The sequence below is a fragment of the Paenibacillus sp. JT31N17 genome, assembly GCF_056269255.1.
This window is the reverse complement of record NZ_JBWDNP010000006.1, coordinates 413,938-436,507: the sequence shown is the minus strand read 5'-3', so window position 1 is coordinate 436,507 and position 22,570 is coordinate 413,938. Positions and strand designations below refer to the sequence as shown.

General features: G+C 54.5%; 14 protein-coding genes and 1 pseudogene. 11 read left to right on the top strand and 4 right to left on the bottom strand.

The window, feature by feature from the left end:
- The first annotated feature begins 32 nt into the window (after positions 1–32).
- The 5 genes from AC0YOB_RS21505 to AC0YOB_RS21485 all read left to right on the top strand — a co-directional run bounded on the left by AC0YOB_RS21505 (position 33) and on the right by AC0YOB_RS21485 (position 11,575).
- A complete protein-coding gene (locus AC0YOB_RS21505; protein WP_475768890.1) occupies positions 33–1,193 on the top strand; it encodes an ABC transporter substrate-binding protein in 1,161 nt (386 codons plus the stop codon).
- A 90-nt stretch (positions 1,194–1,283) separates the two neighbouring features.
- Positions 1,284–2,375 carry an ABC transporter ATP-binding protein gene (locus tag AC0YOB_RS21500; RefSeq protein ID WP_475794508.1) on the top strand — a complete coding sequence of 364 codons (1,092 nt, stop codon included), beginning with the start codon at positions 1,284–1,286 and terminating at the stop codon, positions 2,373–2,375.
- Positions 2,368–4,050 (top strand): ABC transporter permease, encoded by a 1,683-nt coding sequence (locus AC0YOB_RS21495; protein WP_475794507.1) that lies wholly within the window; start codon positions 2,368–2,370, stop codon positions 4,048–4,050. The genes AC0YOB_RS21500 and AC0YOB_RS21495 overlap by 8 nt, the downstream gene beginning before the upstream one ends.
- A gap of 36 nt (positions 4,051–4,086) precedes the next feature.
- Positions 4,087–5,340 carry an extracellular solute-binding protein gene (locus tag AC0YOB_RS21490; protein WP_475794506.1) on the top strand — a complete coding sequence of 418 codons (1,254 nt, stop codon included), beginning with the start codon at positions 4,087–4,089 and terminating at the stop codon, positions 5,338–5,340.
- Positions 5,341–5,368: 28 nt separating this feature from the next.
- Positions 5,369–11,575 carry a DNRLRE domain-containing protein gene (locus tag AC0YOB_RS21485; RefSeq protein ID WP_475794505.1) on the top strand — a complete coding sequence of 2,069 codons (6,207 nt, stop codon included), beginning with the start codon at positions 5,369–5,371 and terminating at the stop codon, positions 11,573–11,575.
- Between the two features lie 194 nt (positions 11,576–11,769).
- On the opposite strand, the gene AC0YOB_RS21480 is transcribed toward AC0YOB_RS21485, so the two are convergent.
- The 3 genes from AC0YOB_RS21480 to AC0YOB_RS21470 are packed head-to-tail and all read right to left on the bottom strand — an operon-like array spanning position 11,770 to position 13,655.
- Positions 11,770–12,483 (bottom strand): 2OG-Fe(II) oxygenase, encoded by a 714-nt coding sequence (locus AC0YOB_RS21480; RefSeq protein WP_475794528.1) that lies wholly within the window; start codon positions 12,481–12,483, stop codon positions 11,770–11,772.
- A complete protein-coding gene (locus AC0YOB_RS21475) occupies positions 12,476–13,024 on the bottom strand; it encodes a methylated-DNA--[protein]-cysteine S-methyltransferase (RefSeq protein WP_475794504.1) in 549 nt (182 codons plus the stop codon). Before AC0YOB_RS21475 ends, AC0YOB_RS21480 begins: the two co-directional genes overlap by 8 nt.
- The gene (locus AC0YOB_RS21470) at positions 13,008–13,655 is read right to left on the bottom strand and encodes a bifunctional transcriptional activator/DNA repair enzyme AdaA (RefSeq protein ID WP_475794503.1); all 648 of its coding nucleotides are present in this window, start codon (positions 13,653–13,655) and stop codon (positions 13,008–13,010) included. The genes AC0YOB_RS21475 and AC0YOB_RS21470 overlap by 17 nt, the downstream gene beginning before the upstream one ends.
- Positions 13,656–13,951: 296 nt before the next feature.
- Here AC0YOB_RS21470 and AC0YOB_RS21465 point away from each other — a divergent pair, with 296 nt between their 5' ends.
- Positions 13,952–14,719: a hypothetical protein gene (locus tag AC0YOB_RS21465; protein ID WP_475794502.1), complete on the top strand. Its 768-nt coding sequence runs from the start codon at positions 13,952–13,954 to the stop codon at positions 14,717–14,719.
- A gap of 162 nt (positions 14,720–14,881) precedes the next feature.
- Positions 14,882–15,769, top strand: coding sequence for a DMT family transporter (locus tag AC0YOB_RS21460; RefSeq protein ID WP_210038093.1), 888 nt, complete (start codon positions 14,882–14,884; stop codon positions 15,767–15,769).
- 137 nt (positions 15,770–15,906) lie between these two features.
- Here AC0YOB_RS21460 and thrC read toward each other — a convergent pair whose 3' ends face one another.
- Positions 15,907–17,304: a threonine synthase gene (thrC, locus tag AC0YOB_RS21455; RefSeq protein ID WP_210037969.1), complete on the bottom strand. Its 1,398-nt coding sequence runs from the start codon at positions 17,302–17,304 to the stop codon at positions 15,907–15,909.
- A 231-nt stretch (positions 17,305–17,535) separates the two neighbouring features.
- Between thrC and AC0YOB_RS21450 the strand changes: the two are divergent.
- The 4 genes and pseudogenes from AC0YOB_RS21450 to AC0YOB_RS21435 all read left to right on the top strand — a co-directional run.
- Positions 17,536–18,051: pseudogene (locus AC0YOB_RS21450) on the top strand (TerD family protein); the annotation flags it as partial.
- Between the two features lie 69 nt (positions 18,052–18,120).
- Entirely contained in the window at positions 18,121–18,792 is a 672-nt protein-coding gene (locus AC0YOB_RS21445) for a vWA domain-containing protein (RefSeq protein ID WP_475794527.1), read from the top strand.
- 328 nt (positions 18,793–19,120) lie between these two features.
- The gene (locus AC0YOB_RS21440; RefSeq protein WP_475794501.1) at positions 19,121–20,923 is read left to right on the top strand and encodes a cache domain-containing sensor histidine kinase; all 1,803 of its coding nucleotides are present in this window, start codon (positions 19,121–19,123) and stop codon (positions 20,921–20,923) included.
- Positions 20,901–22,469 carry a response regulator transcription factor gene (locus AC0YOB_RS21435; protein ID WP_475794500.1) on the top strand — a complete coding sequence of 523 codons (1,569 nt, stop codon included), beginning with the start codon at positions 20,901–20,903 and terminating at the stop codon, positions 22,467–22,469. The genes AC0YOB_RS21440 and AC0YOB_RS21435 overlap by 23 nt, the downstream gene beginning before the upstream one ends.
- Positions 22,470–22,570: the final 101 nt, after the last annotated feature.

The following is a 22,570-nucleotide window of genomic DNA, read 5'->3' as shown; positions in this document are numbered from 1 at the left end:
GAAAGTACCTACAAAAACGCAGGAGGCAGAAAATGAAACGTTTAAAAGTACTCAGTTTATTGATGGTGGTCCTTGTTGTCATGCTGACGGCATGCGGCGAAAATTCGGGAACGGACAACGCAGGCACAGCGAATGCGAATAACGCAGGAACGGCGAATGCGAACAATACGGCAGCGGACGCGGGCAATGCGGCAAGCACCGCTTCGACGGCAGAAACGACTTCGGCTGATGGAGCCGGAGATGCGGGCACTGCTACCAAGCTCAGCGGCAAGGTCGTTATTTATTCACCTAACAATGCGGATATCAATAATCCGATCGTCAAGGAATTTCAAGAGCGTACGGGCGTGCAGGTCGAGCTGATCGCCGGCGGAACCGGAGAGCTGCTCAAGCGCGTTGAAGCGGAGAAAGACAACCCGCTCGGCGACGTTATGTTCGGAGGCGACATTGCTTCGCTCCGGGCGTACGGCGATTATCTGGAGCCTTACGAAACCAAGGAAAAAGCGAATCTGAATCCCGGGTATCTGGATACCGGTAGTCTTTATACGCCATTCACGCTGCTCCCGATGGTTATTATGTACAACAAGGATCTGGTCTCCGAGACGGACGCTCCCAAGAGCTGGAATGATCTGCTGAATGAGAAGTGGAAGGGCAAAATCGCGTTCGCCGATCCGGGCAAATCAAGCTCCTCGTTTACACAATTGGCCACCATGCTTACGGCCTATGGCAAAGACGACGAGAAAGGCTGGGATTTCGTGAAGAAATTCGTTGCCAATCTGGATGGAAAGCTGCTTTCGGGCTCGGGACTTGTTTATGAGGGTGTAGCCAGCAAGGAATTTGCGGTTGGCATTACGCTGGAGGAAGCGGCTCTGCGTTATGTGGAAGGCGGCGCACCGGTCGGCATCGTCTATCCGTCCGAAGGAACAGTTGTAACGCCTGACGGCATGGCTGTTATCAAAGGCGCCAAAAACCAGGCAAATGCGCAGGCTTTCATCGATTTTGCTTCCGGCATCGATGTTCAGAATCTGCTGCAGGATGAATTCCTGCGCCGTTCGGTCCGGAACGATGTCGCGCCAAAATCCGGCCTTCCGGAAATCGGCAGCATCAAGACCGTCGATTACGATTATGATTGGGTAACCGCCAACAAGACCGCAATCGGCGAACGATTCACTCGCGTTGTTACGGGGCAGGAGTAGAAGCTGCCGGCAGACAGGCGGCAAGGCAGGCAGGATTTGCAGTTTGCCTGCTTGCCGCCTCTGGCCCGGAAGAACGCGAGGAGGCGCAAGATGGAAGTAAAGTTTCAACAGGTTACCAAAGCTTTTGGACAGGCAGCGGCTGTAGACAAGGCCGATTTTACCATCAAGGACGGGGAGTTTTTCACGCTTCTTGGTCCCAGCGGCTGCGGGAAAACAACGCTGCTCCGCATTATTGCCGGCTTTCACCGGCAGGATCAGGGCAATGTTTACTTCGGGACACGCCTCATGAACGAGGTGCCGACGCATCAGCGGAATATCGGCATGGTGTTTCAAAATTACGCGATTTTTCCCCATATGACCGTATTCGACAATGTCGCTTACGGGCTGAAGGCCCGCAAAGTGAAGAAGGCAGAAATCGAAAGCAGGGTCATGGAGGCGCTGAGAATGGTTGAGCTTCAGCATTTGCACGACCGTTCTCCCTCGGCCATGAGCGGCGGACAGCAGCAGCGGGTCGCCCTGGCGCGTGCGGTTGTCATTGAGCCGCAGCTGCTCCTGATGGATGAGCCGCTGTCCAATCTGGACGCCAAGCTCCGAATCAAGATGAGGGCGGATATCCGCGAGCTGCAAAAGAAGCTGAACATTACAACGGTGTATGTAACCCATGATCAGGAAGAGGCGCTGGCCGTATCGGACCGGATAGCCGTCATGCATGGCGGCGTCATTCAGCAGATCGGCAGCCCTGCGGACATTTATGAGACGCCCGCCAATCGGAATGTGGCCCATTTTATCGGGACTTCCAATTTCATGGAAGCGGATGTGCAGGGATTCAACAAGGAAACCGGGCAGGCTGTTATTTCGCTGAACAACGGCTCTATGAGCCTGAAGCTGAAGCGCGCTTACCAGGGCAAGGTGCTGTTCTCCATCCGGCCGGAGAAAATCCGCATCGAGCAGACCATGAGGCATAGCATGCAGCTGCCGGCCGTGGTAGAGCAGGCGACCTTCCTGGGCGGCAAAAGCCACTATGTGGTGAGGTCCGATTATGGCGAGCGCTTCGAGGTCGAGCAGCAGCTGACCGAGCAGGGCATGCTTCTCAAGCGGCAGCAGCGCGTATTTGTCGATCTGCAGCTTGACCGCGCGGTCATGTTCGACGGCAAGGGCGAGGAGGTTCTCTATTTTGCATGATGGAACAGCCGGCCGATCGAAGCGGCCATGGAGGCGGAGATGGAAGTGGGATGTGTGGACGGTCGTGACGGTCGCCGCATTTGCCTTTCTGCTTTTTTTCATCGTTTACCCGTTGATTTCGCTGCTGCTCAGCAGCTTTTATGACCAGGAAGGACACCTTACCCTCGCGAACTACTGGGATTTTGTGAGACTGAAATATTACTATTCGGCATTATTCAACAGCTTCAAGGTATCGCTGCTGGCGACGCTGGCTGCCGTTCTGATCGGAGCTCCGCTGGCCTATCTGGCGGCACGGTTCCAGATACGCTTCAAGGGTCTGTTGAATATACTCATCATTCTTTCCTTTATGTCGCCGCCGTTTATCGGAGCTTATTCCTGGATTATCCTGCTGGGGAGCAATGGCGTCATTACCAGAATGCTGCACAGCATTGGAATTCCATTCGAATCGATTTATGGCTGGAAGGGCATTGTGTTCGTGTTCGCGTTGCAGTTTTACCCGCAAATTTACTTGTACGTATCCGGAGCGCTGCGGACGGCGGATTCGTCTGTCGAGGAAGCGGCCGACAGTCTGGGGATGCCGGCGGCAAGAAGAATATGGACCGTCACGCTGCCACTGCTGCTGCCCACCCTCTCTGCCGGAACGCTGCTGGTGTTCATGGAATCGTTCGCCGATTTCGGTACGCCAATGCTGCTCGGACAGGGCTTCAAAGTACTGCCGATCATGGCGTACGAGCAGTTCGTCAATGAGATGGGCGGCAATCTGTCCATGGCCAGCACCATCAGCGCCATTATGATCGGCTGCTCGACAGCTGCGCTGTTCATTCAGCGGCATCTGGCATCGCGCAAAAATTACGCCACATCCGGAATGAGAACGCCGCAGGTCAAGCTCCTCAGGCCGGTGCAGCGCAATCTGTGGACGGCAGTCGCTTTTATTCCGGTCTGCATCTCCATTCTGCCGCAGGCAACCGTCCTCTTCACTTCATTCCTGGAGAGGCGGGGTCCGGTGTTTCACAGGGGCTTCAGTCTGGACAGCTATATCGATATCGGCTATAAAGTGCAGCAGGCGGTCCGCAATACGTTCACTTTCTCGCTTGCGGCCATGCTGGTTATTGTCGTGTTCGGCGTTCTCGTTTCTTATGTGCTGGTCAGAAGACCATCGCGCATCACGGCGTTTCTGGACGGGCTGATCATGATTCCCTACATCATCCCGGGGACGGTGCTTGGCATCAGCCTCATTATCGTCTTCAACAAGCCGCCGCTTATATTGACGGGTACCTGGATCATTCTCGTCATCGCTTATGTGGCGCGGAAAATCTCCTATACCATCCGTTCCAGCGTCGGGATTCTGCAGCAGCTGGACAAAAGCGTGGAGGAGGCGTCGATCAGCCTCGGCGTTCCTCCGATGAAGACCTTCTTCCGCACGACGGCGCGGCTGATGATGCCCGGGGTGCTGTCAGGAGCGATTATCAGCTGGGTCGCCGTCATTAATGAGCTGAGTACGACGATCGTGCTTTATCACGGAGGAACGGCAACGATATCGGTCAGCATTTACAGCGAGGTCATCAGCTCCAACTTCGGCACCGGCGCGGCTTTGGCTGCTATTCTTGCGGGATGCACGGTCATTTCGCTGATTATTTTCAACCGGCTGTCCAAGGGAAGCAAATTTACATTATAGCCAGACAGAGGTTTGCCAAGAAGGGGACGGTTGAACATGAGGCTTGGAAAGCAGCGGAATATGATTGTCATCATCGTCTGCCTTGTCATATGTGCCTCCGTCCTGTGGGAGCTGCAGGTCCAGAACCGCAGCCGTCCGCTTCAATATGAAATGCAGACGAGCGTATCGCTGACCGCCTGGATTTACAGCAGGCCCGTCGGAGCGCTGCTGACTGAGTTTCAAAGCCGTCATCCCGGGATCAATATCGAAGTGCGCGTATTTCGCTCGGAGGAACAGCTGCATGAGGAGCTGCTCGCCGCGATCTCCGCGCATATGCCCCCCCACATGGCGGAGATCAGCAGCTCTTCGGGCATTGCGGGGCTTGCCGCAACGGGAGAGCTGGCTGCCTTTGACGGTCAACTGTCCAAGGACGAGAAGGGGGCGATTGACCCCGATTTCACGGAAACCTTCGAGGTGGGCGGGCAGCTGTGGGCCATGCCTTACGGGGCGGTGGTCCCTCTGCTGTACTATAACGAGAATCTGCTCGGATTCTCGGGCATCTCCTCCGGAGTCAAATCCCTGACGTGGGACGAGATGGTTAAAATGGGCCTCAAGATGACACGGGATGTGGATGACGACGGTGTGACGGATATATGGGGACTTGTGGCGGACCAGGATGCTCCCTGGTATTTGCGCAGCGCGGTTGAATCCGGCGGAAGCGAGTCCGCAGATGCGGCGGGCCATGCCTTTCGTTTATGGCATGATCTGGTATACAGCTACAGGCTGATGCCGCCGCTTAAGCATCATATGGCGTTAAGCGACTTCATCGACGGAACGGCCGGCATGCTGCTCGCCCCCTCCGACAGCAGGACGATGCTTGAGCAGTACATCGGCGGCACATTTGGCTTCGGCGTGCTTCCTTTTCCGCAAATTCAGGGAAGCAGCCCCACACCGGCGCAGGTGAGCGGATTCGTCATGCTGAAGTCCAATCCGGATACGGAACATATTGTACGGCAGATTGTCAGTTATCTGCTGGAGCCTGATATTCAGAAGCGGCTCCTGAACGAAACGGCAAAAATTCCGGTGCTGCGGGGCACAGTCGCCGGGCTGCTGAAGCAGAAGGGTGGATTGTCCGGGCGCGAACAAGCGATACTCGGCATCTCCGAAGGGAATCTGGTTGTGGATGATTATACAGCTTTAAGCCAATCAAGGCGGGACTCCCTGACAACGATTCAGGAAGAGCTCGAGAGTACGGGGGAGATCTGCTTCTCCTGCCTGAGTCAGGCTTATATGTCCGGCAGTGTTCATTAAACAAGCATTACACGGGAGGCAATCGATAATGAGAACAAGCTTACGCAGGGTATTGAACCGTTTATTCAGCGGCAGTCTCTCTGCCTTGTTGTTAGGGTCTTTACTTATTACAGCCATACCACAGTCTGCCAGCGCCGCGTTCGATGAAGGGAGCGCCGATGCCCTGCTGACGGGACTGTCGCTCAGCGACGGCATGCTGTCGCCGGTATTTGATTCGGAGACCGCCGACTACACGGCAAATGTGCCGGATGCGAACGGTCAGGTTGCAGTCACTCCGACTGCGGATGCCGGGGCGGCAATAGCGGTATCGATGAACGGCGAGGATTTCGCTCCTGTGGCGAGCGGCTCGGCAAGCGCACCGCTGAACCTGGAAATCGGCGTGAACGGGATTGCCGTCAAGGTCACGTCGGCAGACGGCGAATCAAGCCGGACTTATAAGATTACCGTTAATAAATCCGCCGTTGTCCTTCAGCAAGGCGTGGGCGGCTACAGCGGTCAGAAGGATGTCCACCTCAGCGAAGGAAAGCATAAGGCCAAGAATACGGGCCAGCACAATATGGTGGAGGTCGGGAATTACGACCCGTTAATGGCCGACCGGAAGTTTGGCCTGTTCCAGTTCGATATTTCTTCACTGCCGGCGGATGCCGGCATCACGGAGGCGAAGCTGGAATTGAATTTAGCGGGCACCCGCGGACGGACCGACGCCAGATTTGACAAGACGCTGTTCCTTTATGAGGCGTTGGGCAATTGGGACGAAGGCACGGGAACGGGCTTCGACGGCACAGACGGATCGGCCGGCGTCATATGGGATACCATGCCGGCTTACGCTGCGGAAGCTCTGGATTCCCAGCTTGTCGCTTCGGCGAACAATACGTGGTATGAATGGGAAATAACCGATTTATTGAGAGACTGGAAGGACGGCGGCAAGACGAATTACGGAATGCTGCTGAAGGCGGAGGACAGCACAAGCGACGCGACGACCATTCCGTCGACAAAAGACTTTGCTTCCGCACAAAACAGCAATGCAACGATCAGACCAAAGCTGGCAGTAAACTATACGCTGCCGCTGCAGGGGATCAAGCTCGATTCCGCTGCTCTTGCGCTTACAGTCGGTCAGGTGCCGGTGAAAGTGGCTTCCTTTATCCGGCCGCTGAACGCGGAGACAATCGGGCTGCAATGGCTGTCCGATGACGAGAGCGTCGCAACAGTCGATTCTGACGGGCTGGTCACGCCAATCGGAGACGGAGACACGGTCATCCGGGCGGAAGTTTCCGACGGTGTCCATATGTATTCGGCCGAGGTAAATGTATCCGTGGAGGCTATTGATACGCGCGGCATATTGTCGGGATTGACGTTGAAAGGGGCGAACCTAGATCCGGGCTTCCTGCCGAAGGTTTTTGACTATGAAGCGGAGGTTCCGCTCAATGCGCGTCATATTACGATTACGCCGGTTGCGGCGGAAGCGGATGCTGTTATTACGATTGAGTCCGGCGGCGGGAGCTCTCAGGTTGTAGCCAGCGGTTCAGCCAGCAAGCCGGTCGTACTGACGGACGCCAGCGCCGACATTACGGTGCGGGTGCAGTCCGTTCAGGCCGGCGAGCCTGCCGAAACGATGCATGAATATCATATTGCGGTAAGACCGCGTCTGACAGGAGGCCGCGCAGACGAGGTCATCCGCCAATTTCTCAATCCGTATGGCCGCGTGCTCGTTGTCGCCCACCGGGGCAACTGGTTGAACGGCAAGCCGGAGAACGGGCTGAATTCATTCCGGGAATCCATCAACGAAGGCGTGGACATGGTGGAATTGGACGTCCGGACGACGAGCGACGGCGTTCCGGTGCTGATGCACGACGACAGCGTCAATCGTACGACAAACGGAACCGGCAGCGTGAGTAATTTGTCGCTGGCACAGATCAAACAGCTTTGCCTGAAGGACAGCAAGGGCGTCGTAGCCAGCCCCTGCGAGCAAGTGCCGACGCTTGAGGAAGCGATGACGCTCGCCAAGGGCAACATCATGGTTAATCTGGATATTAAAAATGCCAACTGGGACATCATGTGGGATATTCTGGAGCGTACGGATACGACGGACCATGCGCTTTACAAAACAAGCGGTTCGAAATCTTCGACGGCTGCCTTTATGAAACAGTTCGAAGGCTCCGCAACCGAGCCGCTGTTTATGCAGCTTACTTCCGAGCAAAGCACAGTAAACGATTTTTTAAATCCCGAAACGACATCTTTCAGAACCCATGCATTCGAGGTCAGCTTCGACAATGATAATCATCCGATCATGGATCCGGATTTCCTGAAGAGTGCGCATGACAAGGGCGCCCGAATCTGGGTCAATACGATCTTCTCGGTTCCCGGTATGGTCGGCCGGCATGGCGACTATGCCTTTCTAAGCGATCCGAACGCCGGCTTCCCGTGGCTGATCGGACGCGGAGTCGACATGATTCAGACGGACACGACCGCGCTGCTGCTGAAGTATTTGGACGGCAAGCTTGGCGGAGGAACGCAGCCGCCGGTTACTACGAACACTATTACCCTGCAGCAGGGACTGGACGGCTACAGCGGCACAACGGATGCGCATATCATTAAACGGCCGTCTGCGGCCGGTTCCAATACGGGCAGCCACGGCGAGCTTGTTGTCGGCTACAATTCGTCCAGCGCGGATGACGGGAAAGAAGCGCTGCTGAAGTTCGATTTGTCCCCGATTCCCGAGCATGCCGTCGTGACCGGGGCGAGCCTGGATATGTTCCTTTTGCGCAATGGGGACGGTCCGAAGGACAAAACGATCTCCGTTCAGAAGGTGAACGCGCCATGGGAGGAAGGCAGCGGAACGGGAGAAAACGGCACCGCAAACGCGCCGGGCGTCAATTGGAACAACAAGCCTGCGTTTGATTCGGCGGCTGTCGCTTCCAAGGCTGTAGGAACGACCGATCTGGAATGGTATTCATTCGATGTGAGCAAGCTGGCCGCCGGCTGGCTGAGCGACAGAACCAGCAATAACGGCCTGCTGCTCAAAGGCAGCGACACGGCTCCGGAGCAGCCTGTGAAATATTTTGCCTCCTCGGAGAATGCGTGGCAGAGCTGGCATCCGAAGCTGACGATTACCTACGTTATTCCCGCACTGTCGGTTGAGCTTTCATCTGCGTCGCTCGCCATGCTCGCGGGAGAGCAGCAGACGCTCGCGGCTCATGTCCTGCCGGAGACGGCATTCAACCGCAATGTGGTCTGGTCCTCGGATAACGAAGCGGTGGCACGGGTCGCGGCGGACGGAACCGTAACGGCCATCAGCAAGGGCATCGCGCATATTACCGTGACGACGGCGGATGGCGGACATACCGCAGCGGCCGACATTATGGTGGAAAGTTCAGTCAACAGTGCGAATCTCGGCGGCTTGTCCTTCAGTCAAGGTGAACTGACGGAGTCATTCCAGCCTTCCGTGCTTCGCTACGCCGCGGCTGTCCCGGACAAAGTCAATGAAATAACCATTACGCCGTCCGCTGAGGATGAGCTGGCGAAGATTACAGTGGCGATTAACGGAAGCGAGCCCGCAGAGGTGACAAGCGGGACGCCGAGCGCGCCCCTTCCATTGGCTGCAGGAGACAACCGGATTGAAATTACCGTAACATCGAAAGACGGCTTGTTGAAGCAAACTTATGAAATCACTATCGCCAAGCCCGCTATTATCGTTCAGGAAGGCTATGCGGGCTATGCGGGAACGGCCGATACCCAGCTGTCCGAAGGGGTCGGGGGCCAAGGGAACCAATACTTTAATTACAACCTCGGCGCGCAGGACAAATATGAGGTAGGCTACTATAATCAGAACGTGGCCGACCGCAAATACGGACTTGTCCGTTTTGATAATTTGCCCGTTCCAGCGGGCGCGATCGTCACGGAAGCAACCTTGAATCTGTACTATTACGGCACGCGTACGGGATCCTCAGTCACAGATCCAAAAACCCTTTACGTGCATCCGGCAACCGCTCCATGGGTTGAGGGAGCAGGAGGAGCCCCCGGCACGAACGACGGCTCACCGGCAAGCGGCAATGAAGTGACATGGAACAATTTTATTACACAGGGCATGAATACGTACGACAACGGCTCTGCCGCTGCACAAACTGTCGTATCCACGCTCAACCAATGGTATTCCCTGCCGATTACGGCACTGGTGAACGACTGGATCGCGAATCCGGCCGGCAATAACGGCATCCTGCTCAAGTCGAAGGACTATACGGCTCCCGAAGGAAGCATGGTTGGAGCCATGCAGTTCCGTTCCTCAGAGTACAGCGATGCGGAGCTGAGACCTTATCTGCGCATTGTGTACAAAATGCCGGCTGACGGTATCGAGCTGGATCAGCCCGCGCTTGATCTCGTAGTTGGCGGAGCTCCCGGCATGCTCTCAGCCATCGTGAAGCCGACCAATGCCATCGACAAGACCGTGATCTGGTCGTCGGACAATGAAGCGGTGGCGACCGTGGATCAGACAGGACAAGTAACCGCCGTAAGCGCGGGAACAGCCAGCATTAAGGCGGTCAATGTCAATGGAGATGCGGCTTCTGCCGTTGTGACAGTACGGGCTCAAGGCACAAGCTCGCAGCTTTCGGGACTGACCTTGTCCTCTGGGCAGCTTGACCCTGCTTTCTCGGCAGAGCGGATCGACTATACGGCGTTAATTCCGAATGAAGCCGGTCAAATAAGCGTTACGCCGGTATCGCCTGATCTCCACACGAAGATTACCGTCCAGGCGGGAGACGGAGAAGCCGTCGCCGTGGCAAGCGGAATGCCAAGCCGGTTGTTCGCGGTCCAGAGCGGAATGGATCTGATCGTCCGCACTGTTTCCGAGGATGGGCTGGCATCTACGACCTATACGATTCATATCGTCAAGAAATTCGGTCTGAGCGCATTGGAAATTTCCGGCGGGAGCTTGTCCCCTGTATTCTCGGCGGACGGATTTCAATATGCCGTCAACGTTGAGAACGAGACGGGAGCGGTAAGCTTCACTCCTTATGCGTTCGATCCGGGTGCGGTGATCTCCATCAGTTCCGGCAGCGCTCCCGCCAAGGTTGTCCCAAGCGGTCAACCGAGCGAACCGGTCGAATTAAGTCAGGGAGCCAATATTATCGGAATACGGGTGGAAGCCGCGAACATTCAGGAAAGCAGAACCTACACGATCGCCGTGAACCGGAAGGCTGCCGGCAATCCCGGTACAAACCCGGGTACGGATCCAGACACGGATCCGGATACAGATCCCGATACGAATCCGGGTTCCGGTTATATTCCGTACCAGCCCGCTGCTCAACCGGGTTCGACAACAGTAAAACTGGCGGATGAGCTGTCAGTAGACATTCCGGCGGAAAATGCGGGGACGGAGGTGACGCTGGAGAAGCTGGCAAGCGAAACGAACCGTGCTCCATTCCCTGCGCTGAGTCCGGTTTACCTGATCAAGAAGGATACCGCGCAAAAATTGCTCAAGCCGCTGACACTTACCTTCGCTTATGACGTCACTCATGCGGATGAAGGCAGGGCCTCGGTATTCCGTTATGACGAGGCGCAGAAGAAGTGGATCGAGCTCGGCGGTGAAGCGCATGACGGAGTTATCTCGGTAGCCGCAGCCGAATTGGGCAAATTCGCGGTGCATCTGGTGAAAGCCGAAGCACCGGCAGATGGGCCTTCCGTGCCGGAGAAACCGGCCGGTACGGGCACAGTATGGCCGGATCTGCGTAATCATTGGGCGGAGCAGGCGATGAAGGCTGCTGTAGACAAAGGTATATTGACAGGCTACGGCGATGGAAGCATGAGACCGGATGAACAGGTAACCCGGGCGCAGTTTGCCGCTATGCTCGTACGCGCGCTTGGTCTGGGCGATGCTTCCGGAAGTCCGGGCTTTACGGATAATGAGGATGTTCCCGCATGGGCGAAAGCGAGTCTGAATGCGGCAGTGACGGCGGGTATTCTGACCGGATACACCGACGGCACTATTCGCCCGAACCAGATCATCAACCGTACCGAGATGACGGTCATGCTTATGAGGGCCTATCAGGAGAGCGGAGACAGCACGGGAGCTGCTTCGTTCGCGGATGAATCGGATATTCCCCAGTGGTCCAAGCCCTATATTGGGAAGGCCGTCGAGCTTGGCGTCATTACCGGATATAACGGCAGCTTCAATCCTGGCGACACGGCGACAAGAGCCGAAGCCGTCAGCGTGCTGATGCGCATGATTGACAAGAAATAGCAAGATAACAGGAACAACCCTCCAGAGCGGCTTTGGCCGGCAGGAGGGTTGTTTTTTTTACCATATAGCAAGTATAAGTTTCACTCCTGTACATGCCTATAAGGTCTAAGGGAAGAAACTTGCTGCGCTTAAGGACGGCGACAGCCATTTCTTCTTGCATTTTTCCATATGGGGCAGCGCATCCTGGACAATCCCTATTTCGCATCGTGAAAAATAATCCCCAGACTGTATCGGGTTCCCGAAGCCACCGTGCTGACGCCATGCCGCAGCGTGGTTTTATAATAACCGCGCGTCCCCGAAACCGGACGGTGATTAGTCGGGAAAATAAGACCCTCTCCCTGCTCCAGCGTGATGACATGTCCTCTGCTCTGCGCCCGCGGCCGCTGCTCCACCAGCAGAAACTCTCCGCCCGTGTAATCCGTTTCCCGCTGGTTGAGAGCGAATACGACCTGAAAGGGAAAGAACACCTTTCCGTATAAATCCTGATGCAGGCAGTTGTAGCCCCCGGCCTCGTACCGGAGAATCAATGGGGTAGAGCGCATCTGCTCCTCCCGATGGCATTGATCGAGAAAATCCGCCAGCTCACCGGGGTATGCGGCAGCATGTCCCAGCTGTTCAAGCCAGCGGTTGGCTGCTGCTGCCAGCTCCGGATAAAGGGCTTCGCGCAGCTGCTGCAGCAGGCCCGGAAGGGGAGCGGCGTAATATTTGTACTCCCCCATTCCGAACCGGTATCTGGCCATATCAATGGTATTGCGGAAGAGATTGTTATCCCCATAAGTGCCGATGATTTCTGTGCATGCCGCTTTAGTCAGCATGGAAGGAAGCTTCGCGTACCCGTGTTCATCCAACGACCGGTGAAGAGAGACCCAATCCAGACCGGTTATCCGTTCCCTGAGGCGGTCATGCATGCCGTGCTTGTCCATCAGCGAGCGCGCCGTCCTGCTCCAATTGCAGCAGCCTTGTTTTCATGTCCAGCCCTCCGCGGTAGCCGGTCAAAGCTCCCCCCTTGCCGATTACTCGATGGCAGGGCACTGTAATCAGAACGGGATTTGCGCCAATGGCGGCTCCGACCGCACGCACGGCTGCGGGTCTTTCGATTTGATCGGCGATATCCGAATAGGATCTGGTTTGTCCGTAAGGAATGCTGCGAAGGGCGTTCCAAACCGCTAATTGAAATGGCGTTCCCGGAAAGTCAAAGGGAGCTGTGAAGCTTGTGCGCGTCCCCTGCAGATATTCGATCAGCTCAGCCGCATAGGGCAGCAGCCTCTCATCATCGCGAATGAGCTCGCTGCCCGGTATGCGGGCTTTTGCCCAATCGGACAGTTCCTCGAAGGGATGATTTTGCGAGCCCACAAAACAAAGCCCTTCCGAAGTAGCTGCGATATGCAGGCTCCAATCCTCATGAATTAAAAGTGTCCAATAAACCGCCGTTTTAGTTTTGTTTTCCATCTCCAATAGCCTCCTTCATGGTTTGACGATAGCCTGCCGGCGTGAAGCCGGTTTTCTTTTTGAACAGGGTTATAAAATAAGACGTATTGCTCAAGCCGACGCCATGACCGATATCGGCAATGGCCTTTGTCGTCGTACAGAGCTGTTCCTTGGCCTGCTCGATCCGTTTATGCTGGATATAATCCACCGGTGTCATGCCCGTGACTTTCCTGAACGTCCGGTGAAGATGATAGGGAGTGCCGTGACTGACCGCTGCGAGAACGTCCAGTGTCAAATTTTCCGTGTAATTCCGGTCGATATAATCGGTCACAACCGAAATCCATTCATCATCCGGCAATCGCTGTCCGGTAGGCCTGCATCTTTTGCAGGGTCGGAATTTCCCGGATAACGCCTGCTCGGCGGTTTGGAATAAACCGATATTTTCTTTGTTTGGCGGTCTGGATTTGCAGGAGGGCCGGCAAAATATGCCCGTGGTCTTGACCGCGTAAAAAAATTGGCCGTCATAAGAAGCGTCATTGTTGATGATCGCCTGCCATTTCTCATCGGTCATTGTTTCCGGGGATGTCAGGCTGGCGTCATCATCCAGACGGCGGGACAGCTTCTCAGGCGCCTGTCTATTATTATTGGTCATTATGACTCACCACCTCTACGAATAGTATAACCCCGGGAACGGGCGTTTGTACGTCTTTTGGAATAGAACAGCAAGATAACGAAATTATCGGCAAGCAGGACGGCGACAGCCGTTTCTTCTCGCTTTATAGCATGAATGAGTTTCACATCTGTACATGTCTATAAGGTCTAAGGGAAGAAACGAACTGCGCCGCCGAAAGGACGGCGACAGTCGTTTCTTCTTGCAATCAGGACTTATTGCTGACACATGCCTGTATTAAATTGATAGTGAACCAACATTCGAGAGGAGATTATACAATGAAGACAAAACAGATGATCGCTGCACTGGGTATTCTGCTGGTTGTCAGCTCAAGCACCGCCATAATTGTTTCTGCAGCCAAGGCGGCCCCCGCAGGGAACGTCAACACCGGGAATGAAGCAGATAAAAGGATATGCGACGCAAAAGGCGGTCCGCCTTCCAGACCTGCCAAAGGCGTAAAAGCATCTGCGCCGCCTGCCGGAGGCGCAAAAGCACCACACGCTGCAGACACCGAAACATCAGCGGGCACAACCAGTGGAACCACGGCTGAAAATGGAGATACATCCGTAGTCCTCTCAGGCGGTTTTGACACTGATCCTGTGGATCATGGCAGACCGGTTGTGCTCATAGCGGCGGCGCTTGGCGTGCCCGCTGAAGTTTTCCGGGAAGCCTTCAGCGGAGTGACGCCGGCAGCGGCGGGCAGCGGCGGACCAACTGCTGAAGAAGCCCGGCAAAACAAAGCGGCTCTCCTTAAGGTTCTTGGCTCCTATGGAATCACCAATGAGCGTCTGGACGAGGTGTCCAACTACTACCGCTATAACGGCAGCAAAGGCGAAGTCTGGACAAGAACGGAGGCCGCAGCCACCGCAATCATTACCAATGGAGTGGTGACAGGCGTGAAGATCACGAATGCGGGAGCGGGTTATTCTTCAAAACCTGTCATTACCGTCAAGGGACCGGGCGGCACAGTCACGGCGACAGCCACGATATCCTATACGGACGACTTTAAAACCAACGGAAGCATTACGGCGATTACAATCAAGTAGTGCATGACAGAAACAGCGTTAAAGCGGCTGGCCGGCGCCAGTCGCTTTAACGCTGTTTAAGTTATTTTTAAAACAAGGGTTTCACATCTCTTTTAGCGAATTAATAGGTTTGTGGTTTGTTATGCCAGTCTATTTACAGGTTTTAGAGAAAGGAATTTGAAATTGAACCCCTTGAGGAAAAACGCATATGCAGTTGATTTTCTTTATGTACTAGGTATTGTTGCCATTTCTTTCTCCGCTATTTTTATTAAATGGTCGCAGGCAGAGGCGTCTGTCATAGCGATGTATCGGCTGTTTCTGACGAACCTGATTCTTCTTCCATTAATTTGGAAATATCGAGGGGAAATTGCCCGGCTGACTCTCCGGCAGTGGGGTCTGCTTCTGGTATCGGGGGCTGCGCTGGGGCTGCACTTTTTATGGTGGATGGGATCTCTCCAATATACGACCGTTGCCAGTTCCACGATTTTCCTGACACTCGAGCCCATTGTGGTGATGCTGGGAGCCTTTTATTTTTTTCGGGTACGTGCGAACCGGGTGATGCTGATCGGCATGGGGATCGCTCTTGTCGGTTCATTCGCCATAAGCGTCGGCGATTTTCGTTTATCCGGATCAGCCCTGTATGGAGATCTTCTTTCCTTCCTCAGCGTCCTTGCAGTCTCCATTCATATGCTCTTGGGCAAGGTCCTGCGGGAACATATCAGCGCATATGTTTACAATTTCTGGGTATTTGCATTCGCGGCCAGCTCGCTTGCCGTCTATAACGGATTTCATCATTTTCCATTCTGGGGGTACCCGCAAAAGGAGTGGGGACTTTTTCTGCTGATGGCCCTGGTTCCGACGCTGTTCGGCCATTATTTGTTCAACTGGCTGCTGAAGTATATGAACGCGGCTGCCGTATCGATGGCGGTTCTGGGGGAGCCGGTTGGAGCCTCCATTCTGGCCTGGCTGCTGCTTGATGAATTTCTGACGCCTCTCCAGGTGATTGCCGGCCTGTTCATTCTGGTTGGCGTCTATGTATTCATCCGTTACGGCAAGGAACCAAAACCCTGACTAATCTATTACAAAATCCGGTTATCCAGAATAAAGGGGCTGCGGCAGAAGGAATTCCCTTCTGCCGCAGCCCCTTTCAGGTCCATTAGAATGTCATTATGCTCTGCCGACAGAGGACGGCTTCATCCGCTTCTTTATCAGCCTGTATAGAAAGCTTCCAGCTCGCGGACAACCGCTTGCAGCGAGCCGTCTACACGGGTCTGACGCTGCGGCTTCTCGAAGAGTGCCGCGATCTGCTCCGGGAACTGCTGCTCGATCCCGGTCAGTTCAATGGCTTCATTAAATTTCGCCGGATGTGCGGTTGCCAGCGAAATGATGATTTGGTCCGGTTCCCCGTTATATTTGTCCGCTGCCGCAACGCCGCAGGCGGAATGAGGATCGAGCAGATAACCGGCAGCCTCTTTATACTGCTTGATCGTATTCAGGCATTCCTGACCCTGTACGCCATGCGCGCCGAATTCCGCCTGTACCTTGGCGAGCGCTTCGCCGGTGATGACGATTTCGCCATCCGTCTTGAACTGATCCATCAGCCGGCGGATTTGCGCCGCATCTTGGTCAAGCACATAATACAGGTAGCGCTCAAAGTTGCTTGCGACCTGGATATCCATCGACGGGCTGTACGTCGCCCGGAAATCTCCCGGTTTGTACACGCCCTCCAGCACGAACCGCTCCAGGATATTATTTTCGTTCGTCGCCAGAATCAGCTTGCCTACCGGCAGGCCCATCCGTTTCGCCAAATATCCAGCAAAGATATCGCCGAAGTTGCCGGTTGGAACGCTGAAGCTGACCTGCTTCGCGCCCGTCTGCTTCGCTACCTGGAAGTAAGCGTAGAAGTAGTAGACGGTCTGCGCCATGATCCGCACGAAATTAATCGAATTGATCGCAGCAAGGTGATGGGCGGCCTTGAAGTCCAGATCGGCGAACAACTCCTTGATCATCCGCTGGCAGTCGTCGAAATTGCCGTCGACCGACAAATTCAGCACATTGTCATCCAATACCGTCGTCATTTGCAATTCCTGCACTTTGCTGACTTTGCCGTGCGGATGGAGAATGCAAATTTTGATTCCTTCCTTGCCCTTCACGCCTTCGATAGCTGACGCTCCGGTATCGCCTGAGGTTGCGCCAAGAATGTGAATCTTCTTGTTCTGCTTCGCTGCAACATACGTGTATAGTTGGCCCATGAACTGCAGGGCGATATCCTTGAAAGCAAAGGTCGGACCGTGGAACAGCTCCAGCAGGTACAAATCATCCTTAAGCTTGCGTACCGGCGTTACTTCCGGATCACGGAATGTCTCATAGCTGGCATGGACGAGCTCCTTCAAGTCCTGCCCGGGAATCTCCCCGTTCGTGTAAAGCGCGAATATTTCCAGCACCAGCTCCTGATAGCTGAGCTCCTGCCACTTCTTCAGTGTTTCCGCCGATACGACCGGTATTTCATGCGGCACCAGAAGGCCGCCGTCATCGCCGAGCCCCATCATAAACGCATCGATAAACCCTATTTTGCCCACATTTCCTCTTGTACTGATAAACTCCATCCGTGTCTCCTCCTGCATTCGAACAAGTAGTCAATAGTTAGTTAAAATCATATCATCGTTTGCCCAAATAAAAAAGGCTGTATCCGAAACAAAGCCAGCTGCCGGGCGACAGCATCTGCATATATTCGCACGCCAAAATCAGCTATAATAAGAGCAGATTTTCCTTAATCATACAGGATTGGACAGCGTTTCTCAAAGTGCAATTATCGTATTCAGGAAGGGGCTGGCAGCATGCTGTTATCGAAGGGACAAAAGGCAGACGTTACAAAGGGACGGGAGCTTGCCGCAATCAGCCTGCGTTTCGGCTGGTCAACAAGGCAAGCATCAATGAGCATAGATGCTGCCGCTTTTCTGCTCTCGGACCGCAGCCGCTGCGAGAGGGATGAGGATTTCATCTTTTACGGCAATCCGGCTGCCGGGAACGGAGCTGTTTCGCATGCAGCGATGGATGCGGCAGACAAGGAATCCATTACCCTATCTCTGGCCCGCATCACGGCGCAAACAGCGAAAATTGCGTTTACCGTCACGATTCATGAGGGTGAGCGGCAGAGCCATTTTATGCAGGAGGTATCGGGCTTGTATGTCCGGCTCGTGGATGAAAGCACGGGTGAAGAGCTGCTGCGGTTTGATTACGGCGCTGAGTATACCAGGGAAACGGCTGTTGTCGTCGGGGAATTGTACCGGAACAACGGGGAATGGAAGTTTAATGCCATTGGTAGCGGATTCTACGGGGGACTTGCAGCGTTATGTACGAATTTCGGCCTTGAAATCGAGCCTGCAGTCTCCGAGGCTGCTGCTGCGGCAGAAGAGGCGGTAATGAAGCCGATTGATCTCCGAAAAAAGCAGGTTCAGATCATTCTGGAGAAGAAGAAGCTGGTTCATGTCGTGGCCAGAGTGGGAATTGTGCTCGACATCACGGGCTCCATGCAGGCTTTATATAAAAATGGAACCGTGCAGGAAGTGGTTGAGCGCATCTTGGCGGTTGCCTGCAAATTTGATGATAATGCAGCGCTTGATGTTTGGGTTTATGATACGCATTTTAGCCGCTTGCCTTCGGTGACGGAAAGTGATTTTGGCGATTATGTGCAAAAACATATTCTGGAGAATACGGCCATCCATAAGTTCGGCCGCAATAATGAGCCGCCGGTTATGGAGGATGTCATACGCAAATATACGGTGGAAGAGGATGACGGGACCCCCGTATTCATCATATTCATTAACGATGGCGGTGTTGTGAGGCCCACCAGGAAAGTCATTACCGCAGCTTCGGTGCAGCCGATTTTCTGGCAGTTCGTCGGCATCGGCCAATCGGACTTTGAGGTGCTGAAGCAGCTCGATACAATGGAAGGGAGAGTCGTGGACAACGCGAGCTTCTTCCATTTGGACGATATCGCTGCGATATCTGACGAGATGCTGTATGAGCAGCTTTTGAATGAATTTCCAAGCTGGCTTGCGGCTGCCAGGGAGAAACGGATTATCCGCTCCTGATGAAACGGAAAGACCTTATTCGCAATTCCTGTCCCGCTGATCGCGCTGATTGGCGGGATTTTATTTTAAAATGCAGAAAAAATTAATATTTAACAATAATTATATTATATGTAATCGACAGGAGGGTTGCTGCACCTCCAAAGGACGAAAATACCGGTTTCTTCTTGAGCATATGCATGGGCCGGATACTGCCACTCTTTCCACTGCCAGTTCGGCAACCGTTTCCGGACATATAGCCGAAACCCCGATAACTCTGGTACACTATAGAAAAATTTTGAGAATGATATCGTTTTCTTATTGATTACCGGGGGGAAGGAGGCAGCTATAGATGCATGCAGGTTGGCGTCTTTCGATACGGCGCAGCATTTTTATCAAATTCAGTCTCGCTTTTATTCTGGTCGGGCCCATCCCGATCGCATCGCTTGGCTATTGGCTGCTGGATTCATTCTCCACCCAGGCGGAGCGTTACAACACAAGCAATCTGGAGCAGATGATGCTTTACTTGTCCAAAAATTCAAACCAGGTGATCGATGAATACGATAACCTGTCTAAGCTGATGTATACGAACCCGGACCGGTACAATCAGCTGTACGATGTGCTGAATGCGACAGGTGTAACAGCGGATGCGCAGCGAAACACCGTTATGGACGATTTTCTGAAAACGATCATCAGCTCCGACCGGTATATTCAGAACGCCCTGTTTATCGATGAAGGCAGGGACTTGATCTATACACAGAGCAGGCAGTCCAAGCTGTTTGAGGAATCTGAATTCCGCAGTCTCAATTGGGGGGAAGAAGTCAAAAGCGATTTGAAAGGGCTGAGCTTCTTCTCGACTCATCCGGAGCAGTATTATTTCGGCTCCAAACGGCAGGTTGTTACGTTCGCGCGTAATCTGATCGACAAGAGCACAACGCTGGAAGGCCATCCGCATGTGCTCGGCACGCTGTATTTCGATGTGGATTTGAATGTGTTCGTCAATCTGCTTGCGGATATCAATTTGAATGACGAGGATATCATCCGGATCGAAACGTCGAACGGCACCGTCGTATACGAAAATCACGGCCAGGATATCGGCAGGCCCGCCGATCCGCAGGCGGAGGAAGGTGATCCCGCTATGACGATCGCCTACGATCAGCCCATCTCCAGCATCGGCCTGATGCTTAAGGGGCGCTTCTCCAAGCAGGAGATGAACAACCGGTTGTCTCAATTCCAGGATGCGCTCGTCTTCGCCCTGGGCGGCTGCATTGTTCTGCTTGTGGCTCTTGCAATCGTTTTCTCGCGGCGGTTCACCAAGCCGATTCTCAACGTTATCCGTCAGATGACCAAGATGGAGTCGGGGAATTTGAATATTCAGGTGCCGGTCAAGTCGGAGGATGAAATCGGCCAGCTCGCCCATGGCTTCAACCGGATGGCCAAACAGCTCGAACAGTTTATCAAAGAGGCGTATCTGGCGGAAATCCGCAACAGGCAGTCGGAGCTGAATGCGCTGAAAAGCCAGATCCGGCCCCATTATTTATACAACACGCTGGAAGTGATCCGGATGTGCGCAGTGACGAGCGACAATATGAGAGTGGCCGATATGATCCATTCCCTCTCCAATCAGCTCAAGTATGTCCTCGATTACGGAGAGGATCTGGTGACGCTAGCGCAGGAGATGGATCATGTCCAGAATTATTTCCGTCTTATCCGGATCCGCTTCGACGACACGATTCAGCTTGAAATTAACATGGATGAAGATATTCCTTTAAGCTCGCCGATGCTGAAGCTGTCCATTCAGCCTCTGATCGAAAACGCGGTGCAGCATGGCATCCTGCCAAATGGCGGATGGGGGAAGATCCGCGTGAATATTGTGCGAACGGACCGGAATAGCCTCACGGTAACCGTCATTGACGACGGTATAGGAATGGAGGAGAGCAAGCTGCATCAGTTGTCGGACTATCTGAAGGGCTTGCCCATGGACAGCGAACGGCTTCATGTGGGACTCAAAAACGTTCATGACCGTCTCTCTTCCCTGTTTGGCCACGCTTATGGCCTTGCGTTCAACAGCATTCCCTATGTAGGCACATCCGTCCGCTTCAGCATACCGCTTGTGAAGGAGGAGACCGACCATGCTAAACGTTCTGCTGGCTGATGACGAGCCGTACATTATCCGCGGACTGGCCAAGCTGATTGACTGGGAATCGTTCGGCTTTACAATCATCGGGGAGGCTTACAACGGCAAGGAGCTGCTGAGCTCGATCGAACGGAGTCTGCCCAGTCTTGTTATTGCGGATATATCGATGCCGGGCATGACCGGCATTGACGTACTGAAGGAAATCCAGTCCCGCGGACTGTCGACCAAGGTTATCTTCGTCAGCGCTTATCAGGAATTCTCGTATGCCAAGGATGCTGTATCGTACGGCGCCGTCGATTATCTGGTTAAACCGGTCGACAGAGCCAAGCTTGAGGAGGTCGTGATGCGTACGGCGGCGCTCATTCGCGAGTCTACCGTACAGGTAACGGCGCAGAGCCGGCTGCAGGTGTTTGAGAAGCAGCAGCAGCAGCAGCGCATCGGTGAATTGTTCGAACGGCTGACCGATCGGGAGCGGCTCGGCGATCTGGCTGTAACAGCCCGGGAACTCGCCGGGAAGCATCCCGGGAAATGCATCTCGGTCATCCTCGTAAAACCGGACGAAAGCCCCGAGACATCGGGCCGCTGGGCCGAAGGAGAATGGAAGCTGCTGCAGTTCGCAGCGCAGAATGTAATGGAGGATACGGTCCGGGAAATCGGCGCAGGCTGGGTAGTGCCGAAACGGGAATGGGTCTATGCGATTGTCGCGTTCAGCCCTCAGGAGACAGTGACGGCGGCTCGGCGTATGCTGGACAGATTGAACCGCTTCCTGAAAGTCCATGCTGCCGTAGGCACTGCGGGGCCGGATTCCCTGGACCGGCTCGGAGATACCTATAAGCGGGCGGAAGACGCGGCCGCATTCCAGTTTTTCGTCGGCGGCAACCGCGTGTTTGCCGATGCCGCGCTGCCTGTGGCGCCTCCGCGGGCGATGCGCTCTCCGGAGGAGCTCGAGTCCGAGCTCGTCAAGGCGATGGGAGCCGACCGGGCGGAGGATAGGGAGCTGCTGCTCGCAGGCTGGCTGCAGGCGGTCCGCTCCTTCTCCTGGGGCAACCGGGAATATGCGGTGCAGCTTGGATTGACGACTCTGATTTCATGCTACCGGGAAGCGTTTCGTCTGGGCAAAATCTCCGAGGCAAGGGATGAAAGCGTGCTTGCCCCAAAGCTGCGAGGCTTCGAGACGCTGGATGAGCTCGGCAACTTCGTGCGGCTGGAGCTCAAACGTCTTCAGGAAACCCATTCCGGCCGGTCCGTCGGCAAGGAGGCGGCGCAGCTGAAGCAGGTGAGGGAATATATTGCCACGCATTACGCCGAGGAGATTAACCTGGAGAGGATGGCGGCGCTTGTATATATGAACGCATCCTATTTCAGCAGCTTTTTCAAGAAGCATACCGGCCAGAATTTCAAGCAGTATGTGACGGAAATCCGGATGCAGCATGCGCTCCGCATGCTTCTTCAAACCGACAGTATGGTTTATGAGGTTGCGGAGCGCGTCGGCTACAACAATGCCAGGCAGTTCAGCGATATGTTCAAAAAGCATTACGGCAAGCTGCCGAACGAGTACCGGTAACGCTATTCGACTGCTGCGCATGCTTAAACGGCCCCCGCCATGCGCAGCAGAGACGAACGCCCGGAAAAGGCGCGCGTTATGAAACTGCATAACAGCCGGCA